The following is a 19,304-nucleotide window of genomic DNA, read 5'->3' as shown; positions in this document are numbered from 1 at the left end:
CCCCCCACCACCCCCACCGCCCCACCCAAAGTAAGAAGCATCACTAGCAGTAACCACCCCGGTTGCCCCCGCCCCGCCCCCGCCCGGTGATCAAGAGAAAAGCGTCAAAGTTGATCTCGGGAATGACACTTTCCTCTTGATCACCGGGGCTGGGCGGGGGTGGGGGCTGGGTGGGTGGGGTGGGGGTGGGGGTGGCTGGGTTGTTAGAAGGTGTCGGGGGTGCGGATGCGGTCGCGGATCCAGGTGCCGGCCGGCTTGAGGCGGGCCGTGCCGCCGAACTGGCCGCTGCCGCAGGTGCCGGTGGTGAAGACCGCGCCGGAGCGGAAGTCGTCAGAGAAGTTCCAGTTCGTCCAGCTGATCTTCTTGCTGGCCATCAGGTCGAGGTAGCGCTGGGCCATGGCGAAGTCGTTCGGGCCGTCGCCGGAGTAGTCCTGGGTGCCGAACTCGGTGACGAACAGCGGCAGCCGGTCGGCGGCGCGGGCGAAGGTGTCGTAGTACGCGTCGCCGTGCGAGGCGGCGTAGAAGTGGAACACGTACATGAGGTTGCCGCCCGTGACCGGGTTCGCTGCGATCGTGTCCACCCCGCCGCCGCTGCCGGAGACGCCGAGGGACGACCAGTCGGGGGTGCCGACCAGCACCACGGCCTCCGGGTCGCGGCTGCGGATGACCGGGACGACCTGTTCGGCGTAGCTCTTGATGGCGCTCCACGGCACGCCGTTGGGCTCGTTGGCGATCTCGTAGAGCACGTTGACCTTGTCCTTGTGCCGGTCGGCGATCTCGGCGAAGAAGGTGCGCGCCCGGGTCAGGTTGAAGTTCGGGTCGCCGGGGCTGAGCATGTGCCAGTCGACGATGGCGTACATGCCCCGGGCGGTGGCCAGCTCGATGTAGTTGTGCACCAGGTCGGTGAAGCGGCGTGGGTCGGTCTCGTACCCGTCCTCCTGGACGTACATCGAGATGCGCAGCACGTCGGCGTTCCACTCGCGGGCGAGCACGTCCAGTGAGGCCGGGGTGGCGCAGTTCGCGTACCACTGGATGCCGTGCGTGCTCATGCCGCGCAACTGGATCGCCCGGCCGTCGCGGTTGCAGAGCTGGCGGCCGCAGACGCGGAGCTGGCCGTTGGCGGCGACCGGCGAGAGGCCGGTCGGCGGCGGCGTCGTCGTGGGCGGCGCGGTGGTGGGCGGGGCGGTGGCCGGTGGCGTGGTGGTCGGCGGCGGGGCGGTGGTCGGGGTGGTGCCGCCGGCGCAGGGCTGGCCGTTGAGGGTGCAGCCGGTCGGGGCGCCGGTGCCGCTGGCGACGAAGCCGAAGGTCACCGATGTGCCCGGGGCGACCGTGCCGTTCCAGGACCGGTTGGTGAAGGTGTGGTGCTGGCCGTTGCTGGTCAGCAGCGCGTCCCAGTACGAGCCGACGGTGGTGCCGGCGGGCAGGTCGAACTCCAGCCGCCAGGAGCTGATGGTGGTGCTGCCGGAGTTGGTGATCCGGTAGCTGCCCTCCCACCCGGAGCCCCAGTCGTTCACCTTGGTGAAGCTCGCGGTCTGTGCCGCCGCCGCACCGGCGGTGCCGGTCAGGGCGAGCGGGGCCAGCGCGAGGACCGCGGCGAGGCCGGCGGTCAGGAGTGTTCTGCCGCGAGGTCGCACGGGTGCCTCCGGGGACTGGGAAGGTGATCTATGTCATCGCACTATAAAGAAAGTTAAGTGTTGTGGCAACGGCGCTCGTCGATCCGGGTGGCGTCTCGCCCCTTCCTGTCCGGCGTCGGCCTCCCGGTGGCTCCGTGCCGCCGCCCGCGAGGGTTGCCGGCGGGGGTTGCCGGCGGGGCGCCCCGGCGCCGCCCAGTGGGAGCGGAAGTGGCTCGCGTTGATGTGTGGTGATTCGCTCCGGTGTGCTTTTGATTCGCAGTGAGAATGAGGTGAATCTTGGATGAGAAAACGATGTGAATCGAGGTGAAACGGGGTGCCCTGGCCGTGACGGGAACGTCGGCCGTTGCCGTCCGGTGTGGGTTCAACTACTATTCGGTGTTGTCGCGTGCCGATGGATGGTGATTGGCTTCGATTGACCTGTTGGGTTGTGGCGTTCCGGCCCGATCCGGCCTTTTGGCGTCTCCGCACAGAACGCGTTTCCGACGGCGAAGCCTGGCTCTACAGACAAGGGTTCCAGCGAGATGCTCATTCTGACCCAGCGGCACATCGGTCGAATAATGGACGAGGTCGGCGTCGACGCATTGCTGACGGAGCTGATCTCGCGCCTCGGCGACAAATTCGTCGAGGTGCACAAGGGCGTGGCCGAGTTGTCGCCCGCCCGGGGGGCGTTCGAGCGGGAGGGGCCCGCCCCGGGGGTGATCGAGTGGATGCCGCACCGGGAGCGGAACGACAGCACCACCATCAAGGTCGTCTCGTACACCCCGTCGAACGTCGACGACCACGGCCTGCCGACGATCACCGCCTGCGTGGCGCGCTTCGACGACCGGACCGGGCGTACGACGGTGGTGGCCGACGGCGCGGCGCTCACCGCCCTGCGCACCGGTGCCGCGTCGGCGCTGGCCAGCCGGGCGCTGGCCCACCCCGACAGCCGGACGGTCGGGCTGATCGGCTGCGGCGCCCAGGCGGTCACCCAACTGCACGCCCTGAGCCTCGTCTTCCCGATCGACACGGTGCTGGCCTGGGATGTCGACCCCGCCCACCTGGCGTCCTTCGGTCGCAGGGCCGGCTTCACCGGGCTGGCGGTGACGGCGGCCAGCCCCGACGAGGTGGCGAGGTCCGCCGACATCCTGGTGACGGCGACGTCGGTGGGCATCGGCGCGGGGCCCGTCTTCCCGGATGCCGCACTGCGGGAGCACCTGCACGTCAACGCGGTCGGCTCCGACATCGTCGGCAAGGTCGAGCTGCCCCGGACGTTGGTGGACCGGGCCCTCGTCTGTCCCGACCACCCGGAGCAGGCGGCACGGGAGGGCGAGAGCCAGGTCCTCGATCCGCGACGCCTCGGCCCCTCGCTCAGCGAGATCTGCGCCGACGCGGGCATCGTGGCGGACGCCCGGTACGGCCAGACGATCTTCGACTCGACCGGCATCGCACTCGAGGACCACGTCGCCCTGGACCTCTTCGTCGAGTGGGCCGCGCACCTCGGGGTCGGCACGGAGGTCGACTTCTCCGACGAGCCGACCGACGTGCTGAACCCGTACGCCGTCGGCGCGGCGGCCGTGCCCGTGGCGCGGTCGGTGCGCTGACCGGCAGGCGGGTCGTCACGGCGGGCACGCTCAACCCGGCTCGCCTCAGGCGCATGCGGATGTCTGGCGTCGCACTGTCACCGCCTCGCGCGCCGAATGTGGCCGAGGGGTGAACGCCTGAACCGGCGACGTGTCGGCCGGCCGTGGCAGGTTCCGGCCGGGTGGCACGGCTGGCCGCCGCAGGGCGGCAGGTCACGCGACCTCCGACGTCGGGATCGGTCCAGCCGTCAACCTCACCCGCTCATGGGACAGGTGCCTGACCGTCCCGCTCCCCGGCCCGGTCGCGGGGGCCGCTGCTGTGCCGACGGTCGCGCCTCGTCCCGGCCGTTCCGGCCGTCCGCCCGGCCCGCGGGACCAGCGGGCCGGGCGGCGGGCGGTCGGGCCGTAGCCCGATCATCGCCCCGCTCTCGGAGGGTGCGCCGCGCCGCTCAGGCGGAGCAGCCGTGGGGCCCCTCGGTGGTGAGCGTGGCCAACGAGCAGACGGTCACCAGCGGGTAGTACGCCCCCATGATCGCCGCGGCGGTCTCCGCCGAGCTGTTCATCGGCACGTTCTGCACGGCGTACGGGAAGTCCGCCACCGGAAGCAGGTGCCGGAGCAGGACCATGTGCGGGACCGTCGGGTACGAGACGGAGAAGGGCACGAAGGTGGTGTTCCTGACGTCCTCGATGGCCGCCCGCTGCCCCTCCGTGCCGAGGACGAAGGCGTAGTTCCCGTGCCGGTCGAGCCGGGTCTCGTCGTTGTAGCGGCAGCCGTAGCTCGTCGACCCGTCGGCGAACCGGTTGATCACGACGGGCTTGTACTGGCCGCCGAGGTTGGTGCACATCGACCAGTAGCGGACCTCGGCGCGCCGGCGGGGCCAGGAGACCGGACGGCTCCCGGAGACCGCCTGCGGTGCCCGGCCCCGGATCACCACGACGTGGTCCGGTCCCGGTGGGAGGAGCCAGGTGCCGAGGTAGGCGTTGTCCGGGTTCGGCGCGAGGTTCTCCACCTCGGAGGTGCGGGTGAAGAGCTTCTCGCCGGTGATCGGGGGAGGGCTGGGGCGATCCGCCTCGCCGGGGACCTCGGGGTCGTCGCCGACCGCCCGGTCGGTCGAGTCGGAGGTCGCCGCCACATCCTCCGCCGGGACGGCGGCGGGCGCGGCGGCGGGCGTGGTGGTCGGGGGTGGGGGCGAGGGGCTGGTCGGCGGAGAGGGCGGGGGTGGGGTGGGGGTGGGGGTCGGGGTCGGCGGAGGGGCGGGAGGGCAGGTGGGCAGCGTCTTCGACACGCCTCCCTGGGTCAGGGTCACCGTCGGCAGCACCACCGTCGAGTCGCCGCCGGTGGGCAGGTAGACCCGGTAGATCACGGAGGCCTTCGCCCCGGGGAGGGCGTCCTCCCGGGACAGCGGCAACCGGTTGGGCTGCCCGGGGGCCACGTCCGGGCTGAGCGTGATGGTGAACCGGCCGCCCGGCCTTCGCACGCCCTGCCACGGGTTGGCGCTGCCCGGGTCCGGGGCGATGAGGTGGTCGGGCAGGCTGGAGCTGGCGCCGTTACGACTGAACCAGGTGGGCTTGTCGTCGTAGACGGTGAAGGACGCGTAGCGGGCGTCCGGGAAGACCCCGGAGATGGTGATCTCCAGGTCCTCCGTCACGGGGTAGACGGTCGACCAGTAGGTGGCGGCGCTGTCGGGCCAGTAGGCATTCAGCCCCGTGACCCCGTATTTCGACGCCCACGCGCACTCGGGCATCACGATGGTGGTGGCGGCCGGGCCCTGAGCGTCGACAGGTGCCGCTGTCAGAGGAAGGGCCAGTGCAATCAGCCCGGACGTCAAAAGGAGTGCCCGGCCCGCACTCCGAATCGCTTTTCCCGGAACGGGTATCGTCATGTGATCGACTTGACCACACTCATATTGCAACAAGGTTACACCCGGATCAGCGGTGGACAATTTCCGCCGTTCGGGCCAGGTCGATTCGGTGCCTTCACTGATAGAGGTAGCCCGGAGGGCGGATTGTTCGTTCCGCTCAATACGCCGAAATCCGCCTCATTCAACGGAAAGGGCGCACCCCGGCGAATTCGAGCCGGCTGTCGGCCGGGTGGCCGTCGTCTCCCCGCCGGTGCCGGATCCTGTTGCGGCGCAAGGCGATCCGCGTCCCACGGCGGGCCGTCCGGATGGTACGGGAACTGCTGTCCCGTGGCCTGCGGATTGCGCCCGTGGCAGGGGCCGCCGACGCTGTTCTCGGCATGGTGCCCTCCCGCGCGGTCGGCGCGGGAGACCCGTGTTCTCGCGGTGGGCGATTCGACTTGTCGCGTCGTATTCCCAGGTCCTCGACACGGTGGGCGGGCATGTCGCGCATCGCGGGGCGGCAATGCCGGAAAGTCGCCCCGGCTGCCGGGCCCCGTCGATGCCGGCGCGCCCGTGGCCCGGGGAATCACGCGGGCCGGCGCCGGTCGTGTGACGGCGACGAAAGGTGCGGGGACAGGCGGGGTGGAAAGCGTGCACCAGGCATCCCGGCGCGGTGGAAGCGTGCGCCGAAATGCCTGGTGGGTGGTTCAGAGGGCTGCTGTCGCGGCCCGGCGGGGCGGACGGGCGGGGGTCGACGGGCGGGGGTCGACGGGCGGGGCGGGCCGCCGCGCAGCCGGCGCCCCGCCCCGCCCGTCGCTCAGACGATCTCGACCCCGTAGACGCTCAGCGCCTCGGTCACCGGCTGGAAGTAGGTGGTGCCGCCGGAGGAGCAGTTGCCGTTGCCGCCCGAGGTGAGGCCCAGGGCGGTGCTCCCGCTGAACAGCGCGCCGCCGCTGTCGCCCGGCTCGGCGCAGACGGTGGTGCGGATCAGCCCGGTGACGGAGCCCTCGACGTAGTTCACCGTGGCGTCGACCGCCTCGACCGTGCCGTCGTGCAGGCCGGTGGTGCTGCCGGAGCGCTGCACGCTCTGCCCGACGAAGGCGTCGGCGGCCGCGGTGATGTCCTGGGTGGTGCCGTCGTAGCGGGAGACGCTGCCGTCGGCGGCCGCCGCGTCGCTGTGCGCGACAATGCCGTAGTCGTCGCCGGGGAAGCTGCCCGTGCCGCCGGAGCCGAGCAGGCTGCTCTGCCCGGAGTCGGCGTACCAGTTGGCGGCGATGTCGGTGCAGTGCCCGGCGGTGAGGAAGTAGTAGGTGTCGCCGCTGCGGACGTTGAAGCCGAGCGAGCAGCGCCCGCCGCCCTCGGCCCAGATGGCCTCGCCGCCGGCGGCCCGGATGCTGAGCGTCCCGGCTTCCCGTTCGATGCGGACGCTGCCGCCGAGGCGGCTGACGACGGCCTCGACGCGCTGGAGCTTCGTGCCGGTGACGCTGCTGTCGACGGAGACGACGACCTGGTTGGTGGCCGGGTCGGTCCACCATGCGGTGCCGGGGATCCGCGCGGAGCTGTCGAGGGCGGCGGTGGCGCGGGCGAGGTCGTCGGCGCCACGGGTGACGAGCTTCGGGGTCGCGCCGGCCGCGCGGACCTTCCGGGCGGCGGCGTCGTCGGTCACGGTGACGACCATGGTGCCGTCGGGGCGGGCGTACGCCCCGCCGGAGCGGTCGCCGAGTGCGGCGGCGAGCGCGGTGACCTGGTCTGGGGAGGCGGGCGTCGCGGGTGCGGCCTGGGCGGGAGCGCCGGTCAGCGCGCCGACGACCAGCGCGCCGGCTACCGATGCGGCGGTAGCGCGGCGCAGCGGGGACCCGGAGAGTCGCATGTGGTACCTCCTGGAGCTGAGCACAGGCAGCCTTTCGGGCTGCCCCTGGCAGCCGATCGGCTGGTGAGGCCCACCCGATCGGAGGCGTCGAAGTATTCATAGGTTTAACAATCATTGCAAGAGTGGTGGTTGGCCGGACTCGGCCGTATCTCACACCTTGGGTCCCGACAGTCCGACGAGTGACGACTCCGATGGTTAGCGCCGGTTTAGCGAGTTTTCGCTGGTTGTCCGGCGGCGGTCGGGAACCCCGGGCGGCTTGTTTAGTTGCCCCGTGACCGGATGGCGGGACGGGATCGAAAAGTGGCGCTGCGCGCCGCCCGTGTCCCGCCGCCGACCCTTCCGGCAAGATCGCTGCACATCGATGCCTTGTGGATGTGAGCGGTCACAAGATACCCTCCGCTACGGGAGCGAAGGGCACGCTCCACCCGACGCCGTCCGCGCGGGAGCCACTGGCGGTCCGCCCGCCCCTGCGCCCCGGCAACGGCCGCCGGGCACCCCCTCAGTCGATGCGCACTGCGCGCCGCCCGCCCCTGTCCCGGGGCGGCCGGGCGCGACCGTCGGCTCGTGTCCTCGTCTGCCACACCATCACAGATTGGGAATGCCAGTGCGAACGTCTGCGAGGGTCCGAGCCGGCCTGGTCCTGGCCGTCGCCGGGCTCGCCGCCTCCGGTACCGCCGCCGTGCTGCCCGCCCGGGCGGCGGCCGCCGGCTGTTCGGTCAGCTACGCCGTGTCGTCGCAGTGGACGGGCGGCTTCGGCGCGAACGTGACGGTCACGAACCTCGGTGACCCGGTCGACGGCTGGTCGCTGACCTGGTCCTACGGGGCGGGGCAGCAGGTGACCCAGGCGTGGAACGCGACGGTGACGCAGAGCGGCGCCCAGGTGGTGGCCCGCAACGTCGGCTACAACGCGACCATCGGCACCAACGCCAGCGTGTCGTTCGGCTTCAACGGCTCCTGGTCCGGCGGCAACCCCGCCCCGACGAGCTTCACCCTCAACGGCACCGCCTGCACGGGCGGCGTCACGAACCCGACCACGCCCCCACCCACGACCGCCCCGCCCCCGACGAGCGCGCCCCCGCCCACCACCCCGCCGCCGACGACGCCGCCCACGCAGACGCTGCCGTCCAGCTTCCGGTGGTCCTCCAGCGGCGCGCTGGTCGGCCCGAAGAACGACGGACGGGGCATCGCGGGGATCAAGGACCCGTCCGTGGTCTACCACGACGGCAAGTACCACGTGTTCGCCAGCACGGCGCAGTCGTCGGGCTACAACCTGGTGTACTTCACCTTCACCGACTGGTCACAGGCGGGCTCGGCGACGTTCCACTACCTCGACCAGTCGCCCATCGGGACCGGCTACCGGGCGGCCCCGCAGGTGTTCTACTTCGCGCCGCAGCGGCTGTGGTACCTGGTCTACCAGACCGGCAACGCGTCGTACTCGACGAATCCGGACATCAGCAACCCGAACGGGTGGACCGCGCCGAAGCACTTCTACAGCGGCATGCCGCAGATCATCCGCGACAACATCGGCGACGGCTACTGGGTCGACATGTGGGTCATCTGCGACAGCGCCAACTGCCACCTGTTCTCCTCCGACGACAACGGCCACCTCTACCGCTCGCAGACGAGCGTGGCGAACTTCCCCAACGGGATGAGCCAGCCGGTGATCGCGATGCAGGACGCGAACAAGAACCGGCTGTTCGAGGCGTCCAACGTCTACCGGGTCGGCGACCGGTACCTGCTGCTGATCGAGGCGATCGGCGGCGACGGGCGGCGCTGGTTCCGCTCCTGGACCTCCACCGGCATCGCCGGGCCGTGGCAGGCCCTGGCCGCCGAGGAGAACAACCCGTTCGCCCGCCACAACAACGTGACCTTCAGCGGCACGGCCTGGTCGCGGGACATCAGCCACGGTGAGCTGATCCGCAGCGGCAACGACCAGACCCTGCCGATCAGCCCCTGCAACCTGCGCTTCCTCTACCAGGGGCTGGACCCGAACGCCGGTGGCGACTACAACAGCCTGCCCTGGCGGCTGGGCCTGATCACCCAGACCAACTCCACCTGCTGACGGCGTACGTCGGCGTGGTCGACGCTCCGGTGCCGGTCGGACCCACGGCCGGCACCGGGATCACCACCGGCAGGGCACCGGCCACAGGCGGGCGCGGACGCGCCGGCCGGCCGAGCCGGTGGGGCCGGTGCGGAGGGGGCGAGCTCTGCACCGGCCCCGTGGTGCGCGCCGGGGGGTTGTACCGTCCAGGGGACCCCACGGTGCACCGGGCCCCGGCCCGCCCCGCGGGAGCAGGCACGCCGGTGGGAGGAAACCATGAGTGACTACGACGGCCCGGACGAGTCCGGGGTGCTGCAGCCGGAGGACAGCCTGGACGACCGGGGGGTGGCCGACGTCCTCGACGAGGGCTGGTCGCCCGCGGAGCGGCCGTGGGCGGTCGACGACTGGGGCACCACGGCCCGCGAGCAGGAGCAGGGGGAGAGCCTCACCGGCCGGCTCCGGCGCGAGCTGCCGGAGGGCGACGACTGGGCCGGCGACGGCCTCGGCGACGCGAGCGACACCGACGGCGAGCTGATCGACGACGAGGTGGGCGACCGGCGGGCCGGGCGGCTGGTCTCGGCCTACGGCGGCGACGACTCCGACAGCCTCGACCTGTACGCCACCGACATCGGCATCGACGGCGCGGCGGCCTCCGCCGAGGAGGCCGCGATGCACGTCGTCTCCGACCGGGACTACTGACCGGCCGGCGCGCCCGCCCCGGCCGGGAAACGCTCGATGTTCTCCACCACCCAGCGGCGCAGCCGGGCCAACGGCTCGCACGCGTCCCAGCCGAGGGCGGTCAGGGAGTATTCCACGTGCAGCGGCACCGCCGGATACACCGTGCGGTCGACGAGGCCGTGTTCCTCCAGGCGACGCAGTGTGGCGGTGAGCACCTTCGGGCTGATCCCGTCGAGGCGGGCGCGGAGCTCGCCGAAGCGCCGGGGCCCGTCCTCCAGCGCCCCCAGCGCCAGCGCGCTCCACTTGTTGGCCAGCAGGTCCAGGATGTGGCGGCACGGGCAGGACGCGTCGTAGACGTCGTGGGCCCGGCCGCAGGCGGTGGTGAGCACCCGGCCATCGTAGTTCCCTTCGGATACCAATGACCGTTGACGGTAACTAGGGCCGGCGAAATAGCGTCCCGGGCATGGCTGAACTGATGCGTGCGGTCGGGTACCGCAGGAACCTGCCCAGCTCCGATCCGTCCTCACTGCTCGACCTGACCCTCCCCGTCCCGACCCCCGGGGACCACGACCTTCTCGTCCGGGTCGAGGCCGTCTCCGTCAACCCGGCCGACGTCAAGGTCCGCGCCGGCAGCGCGGCGGGCGACGAGCCGAAGATCCTCGGGTACGACGCCGCCGGCGTGGTGGAGCGCGTCGGACCGGCCGTCACCCTCTTCGCCCCCGGCGACGAGGTCTGGTACGCGGGCTCGATGGTCCGCCCCGGCACGAACTCCGAGCTGCACCTGGTCGACGAGCGCATCGTCGGGCCGAAGCCGGCGTCGCTGGACTTCGCCGAGGCCGCGGCCCTGCCGCTGACGGCGCTCACCGCGTGGGAGTCCCTGTTCGACCGGCTCCGGCTGACCGCCACCAGCACCGGCACCCTGCTGGTCCTGGGCGCGGCCGGCGGGGTGGGCTCCATCCTCGTCCAGCTCGCCCGGCACCTGACCGACCTCGAGGTCGTCGGGACGGCGTCGCGCCCCGAGTCCCGGCGGTTCGTCCTCGACCAGGGCGCGCACCGGGTCGTCGACCACCACGAGGACCTCGTCGAGGCGCTGCCCGGCGGTGTCGACCACGTCTTCAGCCCGTTCTCCGCCGGGATGGTCGAGACCTTCGCCCGGATCGTGCGCCCGTTCGGGGCCGTGGTCGCCATCGACGAGCCGCCGGGCCTGGACCTGCTGCCCCTCAAGGCCAGAAGCATCTCCTGGCACTGGGAGCTGATGTTCACCCGGCCCCTGTACGACCCGACCAGCCTCGCGCAGCACCACATCCTGCGGCGGGTCGCCGAGCTGGTGGACCAGGGGGTGCTGCGGACCACGATGACCACGCGGATCGACGGCATCGACGCGGCCAACCTGCGCCGGGCGCACGCCGCGGTCGAGAGCGGCGCGACGATCGGCAAGATCGTGCTCGCCGGGTTCTGAGTCGCCGGGTTCCGGGGCCCACGGCTCGGGCCCGCGTCACGGCCAGTCCGGCCGCCGCGGCAGGGCGAACCGCCAGCCCTCCGCCGCCAGCACGGGCACGACGCGCTCGACCGCGTCGACGGTCTGGCTGCGGTCGCCGCCCCCGTCGTGCAGCAGCACCACGGCCCCCGGGGTGATCCCGTCGCGCAGGCGGCGGACCAGCTCGTCGGTGCCCGGCGGGTCCCAGTCGCCGAGGGCCAACCGCCAGCCCAGCGGCCGCATGCCCATCGCGGCGGCCACGGCGGGCGTCCGGCCCCAGGCGCCGTAGGGGGCGCGGAAGTACGGGATCCGCGCCCCCGGCACGGCACGGCGGATGGCCGCGTCGGCCTCCCGCAGGTCCGCCTCGATCCGCTCGGCGGACCAGGAGCTCATGTCCTCGTGGCGCATGCTGTGGTTGCCCAGCGTGTGCCCGTCGGCCACGATCCGGCGCGCCACGTCGGGGTGGGCGTCGACGTGCTCGCCCCACAGGCAGAACACGGCCGTGATGCCGTGCCGGCGCAGCACGTCGAGCAGACGCGGCGTGTCGGCGGGGTTCGGCCCGTCGTCGAAGGTGAGGCCGAGCACCCGCCCCCCACCCCGGGTGGTGTCGACGATGTCGGCGCTCACCCCGGGGCGGGGCGCGGGGACAGGTCGCATCGGGGCCGTCAGTGTTCCCGGTAGGTGGCCAGGTCGAAGTCCGCGTGGGCGCCGTCGCCGCCGAGGTCCTGCACCCACAGCCCGAGCAGGGCCCCGGTGAAACCCCACGCCGCCGGCTCGCCGTCGATGATCAGCGCGGCGTGCTCGTCGGACAGGATCGTCGCGTCCAGCTCCACCGGGATCCGCCGCCACCCCGCGCCGAGGTCGTACCAGAAGCGCACCACGGGCCCGTCGAACTCGGCCCGCAGGCCCACCGGGCCGGTGCCGGGCGCGTCGACGGTGAGTTCGGGGTACGCGGTGCGTCGCCCGCTGTCGGAGCTGAGCAGCTCCAGCACCCGTCGGCCGTCGTCGGCCCGGGTGAGGTAGAGGTGGTGCCAGTTGAGGGTGTTGTAGTAGGCGCTCACCCCGGCGAGCTGGTAGTGGTCGACCGGGTCGAACTCGACGACGGTCTCCAGGGAGCAGTGCGTGGCGCCGACGCGGCGCGCGACCAGGCTGGGCGCCTGCTTGCCCACCGGCGACTGTCCGCCGTGGACACGCAGGTGGGAGGGGCGGCTGCGCAGGTCGACCCAGTCGTCGGTGGCGGGCCGGCGCAGCGTCGACCAGGACGGGCCCAGCTCGCCGGCGTCGAAGTGGTCGGTGGTGGGCTCGTCGGGCCACGGGTGCGCGGGCAGGCCGGGCCCCGCCACCTCGTCCGCCGGCACCCCGCCGGGGATGCTCGGCCAGCCACCGGCGGGCCAGTCGACCCGCTGGATGGCGGTCTCCCGCCCCAGCACGCAGTTGCCCAGCGGGGTGTAGGGGCGGCCGACGAGGTGCGCCAGGTACCAGTCGCCGTGCTGGGTGTGCACCAGGCTGCCGTGCCCGGCCTTCTGCAGCGGCAGGTCGGGCCGGCCCACCGAGGTCAGCAGCGGTCCCGCCGGGTCCACCTCGTACGGCCCCAGCAGCTCGCGGGAGCGGGCCACGGTGACCTGGTGTTCCCAGCTGGTGCCCCCCTCGGCGGTGATCAGCCAGTACCAGCCGTCGTGACGGTAGATGTGCGGGCCCTCGGTGAGCCCGACCGAGGTGCCGGTGAACAGCAGTTGGGGGCGGCCCACGAGGCGGCGCTGGGCGCGGTCGTAGCGCTGGATCTCGATGCCGGCGAAGCGGTCGCGCCCGGGTCGCCAGTCCGCGCGCATGCTCAGCATCCAGGTGCTGCCGTCGTCGTCGTGGAACAGCGACGCGTCGAAGCCGCGCCCGTGCAGCTGCACCGGATCCGACCAGGGGCCGGTGATGTCGGGCGCGGTGATGAGGTAGTTCTGCGGGTCCCAGTAGCCGCTGGCGAAGCTGGCCACGTCGCTGTAGACGAGGAAGAACTGCCCGTCGTGCCAGGTCAGGTCCGGTGCCCACACCCCGTTGGAGTCGCCGCAGCCGCGCAGGTCGAGCAGGCGGCGCTCGGTGACGATCCCGCCGAGCGGGCGCCAGTGCACGAGGTCGCGGGAGTGGTGCACGCGGACGCCCGGGTACCACTCGAACGTGGAGGTGGCCAGGTAGTAGTCGTCGTCGACCCGCAGGATCGACGGGTCCGGGTGGAACCCGGGAAGGACGGGGTTGCGGATCGACCGGGCAGCGGTCGCCACGTCAGCGGTCTCGGTCGACACGTCGGCTCCTCTGGTGCGGCTTTCGGAACTTCCGGACGCTCGGCCCGGATTATCGGTAGGTGCCGACCACGGTAGCCGTTGACGTCGCCTTAGGACAGACCCCTTGACCCGGACATACGCTTCGTCGTAGCGTGCCCGCCATCGATCGGTAATACCGGCGAAGCATTGGAACTTCCGAAGATAACGTCGAGTCCTGCCGGCTCGATCAGCATCCGAGCACCTCGTGAGTCCCCGAAGGGATGGACCATGTCAGCGCACCTCTCCCGCAGAACGCTGCTCGGCCTCGTCGGCGCCGGCGCCGGCGCCTACCTGCTCAGCGGCTGTAGCGGCGACGACGAATCCGGCGACCCGAACGCCCCGCAGACCATCGACTGGTGGCACATCCAGAACACCGAGCCGATGCTGCCGGTGTGGGCGGCGGCGGCCGAGGAGTACAAGACGGCGCACTCGAACGTCAAGATCGAGATTCAGCCGCTGGAGAACGAGGCGTTCAAGGCGAAGCTGACCACCGCCACCCAGGCCGGATCCCCGCCCGACCTCTTCCAGTCGTGGGGCGGCGGGGTGCTCCGGCAGCAGGCGGAGGCCGGCCTGGTCAAGGACATCACCGACGACGTGAAGCCGTGGATCGGGAGCCTGCTGCCCCTGTCCCTGGAGCCCTACACCATCGACGGCAAGATCTACGGCGTGCCGTTCGACATCGGCATGGTCGGCTTCTGGTACAACAAGGACCTCTTCGCGAAGGCCCAGATCACCGAGCCGCCGACCACCTGGGCCGCGCTGCTCGACACGGTCCGCAAGCTCAAGGCCGCCGGCATCGTCCCGATCGCGCTGGCCGGCAAGGAGAAGTGGCCCGCCCACTTCTACTGGGCCTACCTGTCCATGCGCATCGGTGGGCTCGGCGCCCTCCAGCAGGCCGCCAAGGACAAGAACTTCGACACCCCCGACTTCGTGGCCGCCGGCGACCGGCTCAAGGAGCTGGTCGACCTGCAGCCGTTCCAGAAGGGCTTCCTCGGCGCCGAGTACGGCTCCCCGGACGGCCAGGCCGCCACCATGGGCAACGGCGGCGCCGCCCTGGAGCTGATGGGGCAGTGGGCCCCGTCCGTGCAGGCGTCCAGCTCCACCAGCAAGAAGGGCATCGGCGACAAGCTCGGCTTCTTCCCGTTCCCGGCCGTCGACGGCGGCAAGGGCTCCGCCACGGAGGTGTTCGGCGGCGGCAACGGCTTCGCCGTCGGCAAGGACGCCCCCGCGGCGACCCTCGACTTCCTCAAGGCCCTGCTCAGCGTCGACAGCCAGCGCAAGTCCGCCAAGACCGGCGCGGTGCTGCCGACGGTCAAGGAGGCGACCGACGCGATCTCCGACCCCAACAACAAGACCGTCGCGCAGGCCCTGGCCAGCGCGACCGGCTTCCAGCTCTACCTCGACCAGGCGTACCCGCCCGCCGTCGGCCAGCAGGTCAACGACAGCGTCGCCGAACTGATCGCCGGCAACAAGACGTCCGCGCAGATCCTCAAGGACATCACCGCGGTCGCGAAGAGCCAGTAGCCGTGGCCCGCCCCGTGGCCCGCTGAGAGAATCGAGTGGAACACGTATGACCAGGCCATCGACCGTGCCGGACACCAGGCGCGGCGGCCCGGCGACCGACCCGCCGGGGCCGGGCACCGCGCGACGGCGCGGCGCCCGGCCCCGGCCGGGCCGCCGCCGCGTCCTCGCCGCCTTCCTGACCCCGGCCCTGGCACTGTTCCTGCTGCTGGTCATCGCCCCCATCGTGGTGGCCAGCTACGCCAGCCTCTACAAGTGGAACGGCTTCGGCCTGCCGGAGAACTTCGTCGGGCTGGACAACTACACGCGCGCCTTCGGCGACCCGACGTTCCGCGGCGACCTGTGGCACGCCCTCGTGCTGATCGTGCTGTCGCTGACCGTCCAGCTGCCCGCCGCGCTGGGCCTGGCCATGCTGCTCAACCAGCCCCTGCGGGGCCGCAGCGTCTACCGGCTGATCTTCTTCGCCCCGTACGTGCTCTCCGAGGTCACCACCGCCGTTCTGTTCAACCTGGTGTTCTCGCCGAACCGGGGGCTGGGCGACTCGATCGCGCGGTGGCTGGGCTCCGACGCCGGCACGATCTTCGCCGACCCGGACACCGTGCTGTACGCCGTCTTCATGATCGTGTCCTGGAAGTACTTCGGGCTCTACATGATGCTCTTCCTGGCCGCCCGGCAGGGCATCCCCAAGGAGCTGAACGAGGCCGCCACCACCGACGGCGCCGGCCCCTGGCAGGCCTTCCGGCACGTCACCCTGCCCCTGCTCGGGCCGACGATCCGGATCAGCGTCTTCCTGTCGGTCATCGGCACCATCCAGCTGTTCGACATGGTCTGGGTGCTCACCGGCGGCGGCCCCATCCACGCCTCCGAGACCATGGCCGTGACGATGTTCCAGTACGGCTTCCGCCGCTTCGAGGTCGGCTACGCCAGCGCGATCAGCATCGTCATGTTCCTGCTGAGCTTCGTGTTCGCCCTCGTCTACCAGCGCGTCGTGCTGCGCCGCGACACCGAGGGCGCGATCACCAACCAGGGAGACAACCGATGACCAGCACGGCGAACCCCGCCCTGCGGGCCCGCCGCCTCGTGTTGCACCTCGTCTGCATCGCCGTCGGCGCGGTCATCGTCGTGCCGGTCTTGTTCGGGGTGCTCGGCGGGTTCAAGGACAACGGGCAGCTGTCCACCAATCCCCTCGGCCTGCCCGACCCGTGGGCGCCGAGCAACTACACCGACATCCTCGCCTCCGAGGTGTTCTGGCGGCAGTTGGGCAACAGCGTCCTCATCGCGGTGACCGGCACGTTCATCATGGTCGCCGCGGCGGCGATGGCCGCGTTCGTCTTCGCGCGCTTCGCGTTCCGGGGGCGGGAGCTGCTGTTCACCCTGTTCGGCGTGGGGCTGATGTTCCCGTTCGCGGTGGCCATCCTGCCGCTGTTCGTGCTGCTGCGTGGCCTGGGCCTGCTGGACAACCCGCTCGGGGTGATCCTGCCCCAGGCCGCGTTCGGCCTGCCCATCACCGTCATCATCCTGCGGCAGTTCTTCCGCACCATCCCCGGCGAGGTCGAGGAGGCCGCGATCCTCGACGGGTGCAGCCCGTTCGGGTTCTTCTGGCGGATCCTGCTGCCGATGGCCCGCCCCGCTCTGGCCACCGTCTCCGTGCTGGCCCTCGTGACCAGCTGGAACAACTTCATGCTCCCGCTGGTCGTGTTCACCGACCAGAGCTGGTGGACCCTGCCCGTCGGGGTCCAGGCGTTCCAGGGTCAGTACTCCGACGACACCGCACGGGTGCTCGCCTACGTGGTGCTGTCCATGGTGCCGGCGCTCGGCTTCTACGCCGTGGCCGAACGCCAGCTCATCAGCGGTCTCTCGGGCAGCGTCAAGGGGTGACCGGCGACCGCTGCGATAGCCTTCTGCGACCGTAGGCACCAGGTGAGACGAAAGGGCGGGCCGTGGGTTCCGACAGCAGCCGAAACGTCACCATCGCGATGATCGCGCGTCTGGCCGGCGTTTCCGTGCCCACGGTCTCCCGGGTCATCAACGGCCGCTCCGATGTCGCCCCCCAGACCCGGGAACGCGTCGAGGAGCTGCTGACCCGGCACGGCTACCGTCGCCGGCTGCCGAGCAGGCGTACCAGCTCGGCCCTGATCGACCTGGTCTTCAACGACCTGGACAGCCCCTGGGCCGTGGAGATCATCCGGGGGGTGGAGGACGTCGCGCACAGCAGCGGCGCGGGCACCGTCGTCTCGGCCATCCACCAGCGCACCTCCTCGGCCAAGCAGTGGCTCGACAACATGCGTGGCCGGTCCACGGAGGGGGTCATCTTCGTGACCTCGATGGTGGCGCCGCCGTTGCAGGCCGAGCTGCGCCGGCTCAACCTGCCGGTGGTCATCGTCGACCCGGCCGGCGTGGCCCCGCAGGAGGCGCCCACCATCGGCGCCACCAACTGGGCGGGCAGCCTGGAGGCCAACCAGTACCTGCTCGGCCTGGGCCACCGCCGCGTCGGCTTCATCGCCGGGCCGCCGCAGCTGATGTGCAGCCGGGCCCGGCTGGACGGCTACCGGGCGGCGCTCGACGCCGCCGGCGTCGCCGTCGACGACGCCCTCATCCGGCCGGGCAACTTCTACCACGAGTCGGGCTACGCCGCCGGCACCCAGCTGCTGGCCCTGCCCGACCCGCCGACCGCGATCTTCGCCTCCAGCGACCAGATGGCGCTCGGCGTCTACGAGGCGGTCCGCAAGCGCGGCCTGCGGGTGCCCGACGACGTCAGCGTGGTCGGCTTCGACGACCTGCCCGAGGTGCGGTGGTGCTCCCCGCCGCTGACCACCGTCCGGCAGCCGCTCGTGGAGATGGGCATGCTGGCGGCGCGTACCGTGCTGCGGCTCGCCCGGGGCGAGAAGATCGAGAGCCCGCGGATCGAGCTCGCCACCGAACTCGTCGTCCGCGACAGCACCGCGCCCCCGTCCCGTACGCGTTGACCGGGGGCGGGCCTGGTCGGCCCACCCCCGGTCACCGTCGCCGACGGTCAGGCGATCGTGCAGGTCGCGCCGTTGAGGGTGAAGGAACTGGGCTTGGCGGTGTTGCCGGTGTGGTTGGCCTGGAAGCCGATGCTCACCGAGGCGTTGGGGGCGATGGTGCCGTTGTAGGAGACGTTCCTGGCGGTCACCTGCCCGGAGGTGGGGGAGTAGGTGGCGTTCCAGCCGCCGGTGATGCTCTGGCCGCCGGGCAGCGTGAAGACCAGGGACCAGCCGTTGATGGTGCTGCTGCCGGTGTTGGTGACGGTGAGGTCCTCGGTCAGGCCGTTGCTCCAGGCGTTGACGGTCGCGGTGACGCGGCAGGCCGCGTTGCCCGGCGGCGGGGTGGTCGGCCCGGGGGTGGTCGGCCCGGGGGTCGGCGTGGTCGGGTTCGGGGTCGGCGTGGTGCCGCCGAACTGGGTGAAGAACCGCCAGGTCTCGCCGGGCAGCCAGGTGCGCGAACCGCTGTCACCGGTCGCGCCGTCCTGCGGGGCGGCGATGTGCCCCTCGTCGAACGCGATCCAGGTGACCGGGTGGCCGGCCTGGCACCCCGAGTAGTTCGTGGTGATGTGCCGCAGGCTGCCCTGGGTGGGCTCGGCCGGGTTCTGGGCGGTGCAGCCGTTGTTGCGGACGAACCGGTCGCGCAGCGACCGCCCGGTGGAGATGGGGAACACCCCGTCCCGGATGCCGTGCACCCCGAGGTACGCGATCGGCGACGTGCCGCCGCTGCACCCGCTGATCGCCCCGGCGGAGTAGACCGCCACCGCCCGGAAGACGTTCGGCCGGGCGCACGCGAGGGCGTACGTCATGGCGCCGCCGTAGCTGAAGCCCACCGAGAAGCGCTGCGCCGTGTCGACGCACAGGTCGGCCTCGATCCGGCGGATGATGTCGTCGACGAAGGTGACGTCCTCGCCGCCGGCGTTGCCCCAGCCGTTGTTGATGCCCTGTGGGGCGACGAAGATGGCGCTGTTGTTCGCCAGCTGCTTGAGCCCGTAGTAGGACCAGACGTCGCGCTGCACGGTCTGGCCGGTGTCCACGTCGACGGCGGTGCCGCCCACCCAGTGGAACCCGAAGATCAGGCGGTACGGGTTGTTGTTGTTGTAGTTGTCCGGGATGCGCAGGATGAAGCTGCGGTTCTTGCCGTTGCTGGTGATCGTCTGGGTGCCGCTGCGCAGCGTCGGGGCCTTGCCGCACCCGGCGGTCGCCGCGGCGGCGCCGATCTCGGCGGCCGACGCCGTGGCGCCGAGGCCGCCGCTGAGCGTCGAGCCGACCAGGGCCAGCGCGAGCAGCGCGGCGCCCGCGACGGGCGCGAGCCAGGATCTGTGCCGTGTCATCTGTCGATCCTTTTTCCGAGGGTGGAGGTGTGGCC

The 19,304-nt window shown here is 71.7% G+C and carries 15 protein-coding genes; 8 read left to right on the top strand and 7 right to left on the bottom strand.

The window, feature by feature from the left end; translation table 11 throughout:
- Positions 1-203: 203 nt before the first annotated feature.
- Positions 204-1,610, bottom strand: a complete 1,407-nt coding sequence (locus LPU61_RS23930; RefSeq protein ID WP_229406253.1) for a cellulase family glycosylhydrolase — start codon at positions 1,608-1,610, stop codon at positions 204-206.
- Between the two features lie 545 nt (positions 1,611-2,155).
- On the opposite strand from LPU61_RS23930, the gene LPU61_RS23925 reads away from it, so the two are divergent.
- Positions 2,156-3,217, top strand: a complete 1,062-nt coding sequence (locus LPU61_RS23925; protein WP_043963109.1) for an ornithine cyclodeaminase family protein — start codon at positions 2,156-2,158, stop codon at positions 3,215-3,217.
- 428 nt (positions 3,218-3,645) lie between these two features.
- On the opposite strand, the gene LPU61_RS23920 is transcribed toward LPU61_RS23925, so the two are convergent.
- Together LPU61_RS23920 and LPU61_RS23915 are read right to left on the bottom strand one after the other, a co-directional pair.
- Positions 3,646-4,941, bottom strand: a complete 1,296-nt coding sequence (locus LPU61_RS23920; RefSeq protein WP_229406255.1) for a hypothetical protein — start codon at positions 4,939-4,941, stop codon at positions 3,646-3,648.
- 913 nt (positions 4,942-5,854) lie between these two features.
- Positions 5,855-6,907: a S1 family peptidase gene (locus tag LPU61_RS23915; protein WP_043963113.1), complete on the bottom strand. Its 1,053-nt coding sequence runs from the start codon at positions 6,905-6,907 to the stop codon at positions 5,855-5,857.
- A 604-nt stretch (positions 6,908-7,511) separates the two neighbouring features.
- Here LPU61_RS23915 and LPU61_RS23910 point away from each other — a divergent pair.
- The gene (locus LPU61_RS23910) at positions 7,512-8,969 is read left to right on the top strand and encodes a non-reducing end alpha-L-arabinofuranosidase family hydrolase (RefSeq protein WP_229406205.1); all 1,458 of its coding nucleotides are present in this window, start codon (positions 7,512-7,514) and stop codon (positions 8,967-8,969) included.
- Positions 8,970-9,224: 255 nt separating this feature from the next.
- Entirely contained in the window at positions 9,225-9,647 is a 423-nt protein-coding gene (locus tag LPU61_RS23905; protein ID WP_229406204.1) for a DUF5709 domain-containing protein, read from the top strand.
- On the opposite strand, the gene LPU61_RS23900 is transcribed toward LPU61_RS23905, so the two are convergent.
- A complete protein-coding gene (locus LPU61_RS23900; RefSeq protein ID WP_043963116.1) occupies positions 9,641-10,015 on the bottom strand; it encodes a helix-turn-helix domain-containing protein in 375 nt (124 codons plus the stop codon). The genes LPU61_RS23905 and LPU61_RS23900 overlap by 7 nt on opposite strands.
- Before the next feature lie 74 nt (positions 10,016-10,089).
- Between LPU61_RS23900 and LPU61_RS23895 the strand changes: the two genes are divergently transcribed.
- Positions 10,090-11,085 carry a zinc-binding alcohol dehydrogenase family protein gene (locus LPU61_RS23895; RefSeq protein WP_229406203.1) on the top strand — a complete coding sequence of 332 codons (996 nt, stop codon included), beginning with the start codon at positions 10,090-10,092 and terminating at the stop codon, positions 11,083-11,085.
- 36 nt (positions 11,086-11,121) lie between these two features.
- On the opposite strand, the gene LPU61_RS23890 is transcribed toward LPU61_RS23895, so the two are convergent.
- Both LPU61_RS23890 and LPU61_RS23885 read right to left on the bottom strand, forming a co-directional pair.
- Positions 11,122-11,760 carry a polysaccharide deacetylase family protein gene (locus LPU61_RS23890; RefSeq protein ID WP_043963117.1) on the bottom strand — a complete coding sequence of 213 codons (639 nt, stop codon included), beginning with the start codon at positions 11,758-11,760 and terminating at the stop codon, positions 11,122-11,124.
- Positions 11,761-11,768: 8 nt separating this feature from the next.
- Positions 11,769-13,394, bottom strand: a complete 1,626-nt coding sequence (locus LPU61_RS23885; RefSeq protein ID WP_043963118.1) for a glycoside hydrolase family 43 protein — start codon at positions 13,392-13,394, stop codon at positions 11,769-11,771.
- Positions 13,395-13,640: 246 nt separating this feature from the next.
- Between LPU61_RS23885 and LPU61_RS23880 the strand changes: the two genes are divergently transcribed.
- From LPU61_RS23880 to LPU61_RS23865, 4 genes are all read left to right on the top strand, one after another.
- Positions 13,641-14,936: an extracellular solute-binding protein gene (locus tag LPU61_RS23880; protein WP_043963119.1), complete on the top strand. Its 1,296-nt coding sequence runs from the start codon at positions 13,641-13,643 to the stop codon at positions 14,934-14,936.
- A gap of 46 nt (positions 14,937-14,982) precedes the next feature.
- Complete coding sequence (locus LPU61_RS23875; RefSeq protein WP_043963120.1) at positions 14,983-15,975, top strand: carbohydrate ABC transporter permease; 993 nt, start codon at positions 14,983-14,985, stop codon at positions 15,973-15,975.
- Positions 15,972-16,811: a carbohydrate ABC transporter permease gene (locus tag LPU61_RS23870; RefSeq protein ID WP_043963122.1), complete on the top strand. Its 840-nt coding sequence runs from the start codon at positions 15,972-15,974 to the stop codon at positions 16,809-16,811. The genes LPU61_RS23875 and LPU61_RS23870 overlap by 4 nt, the downstream gene beginning before the upstream one ends.
- A 98-nt stretch (positions 16,812-16,909) precedes the next feature.
- Positions 16,910-17,899, top strand: coding sequence for a LacI family DNA-binding transcriptional regulator (locus LPU61_RS23865; protein WP_228986508.1), 990 nt, complete (start codon positions 16,910-16,912; stop codon positions 17,897-17,899).
- Between the two features lie 47 nt (positions 17,900-17,946).
- Here LPU61_RS23865 and LPU61_RS23860 read toward each other — a convergent pair whose 3' ends face one another.
- Positions 17,947-19,269 carry a cellulose binding domain-containing protein gene (locus tag LPU61_RS23860; RefSeq protein ID WP_229406202.1) on the bottom strand — a complete coding sequence of 441 codons (1,323 nt, stop codon included), beginning with the start codon at positions 19,267-19,269 and terminating at the stop codon, positions 17,947-17,949.
- Between the last annotated feature and the right edge of the window lie 35 nt (positions 19,270-19,304).

Origin of the sequence: Micromonospora sp. NBRC 110038, from assembly GCF_020884815.1 — a bacterium.
Classification (GTDB): domain Bacteria; phylum Actinomycetota; class Actinomycetes; order Mycobacteriales; family Micromonosporaceae; genus Micromonospora; species Micromonospora haikouensis.
This window is presented reverse-complemented; position numbering and strand designations above follow the sequence as displayed.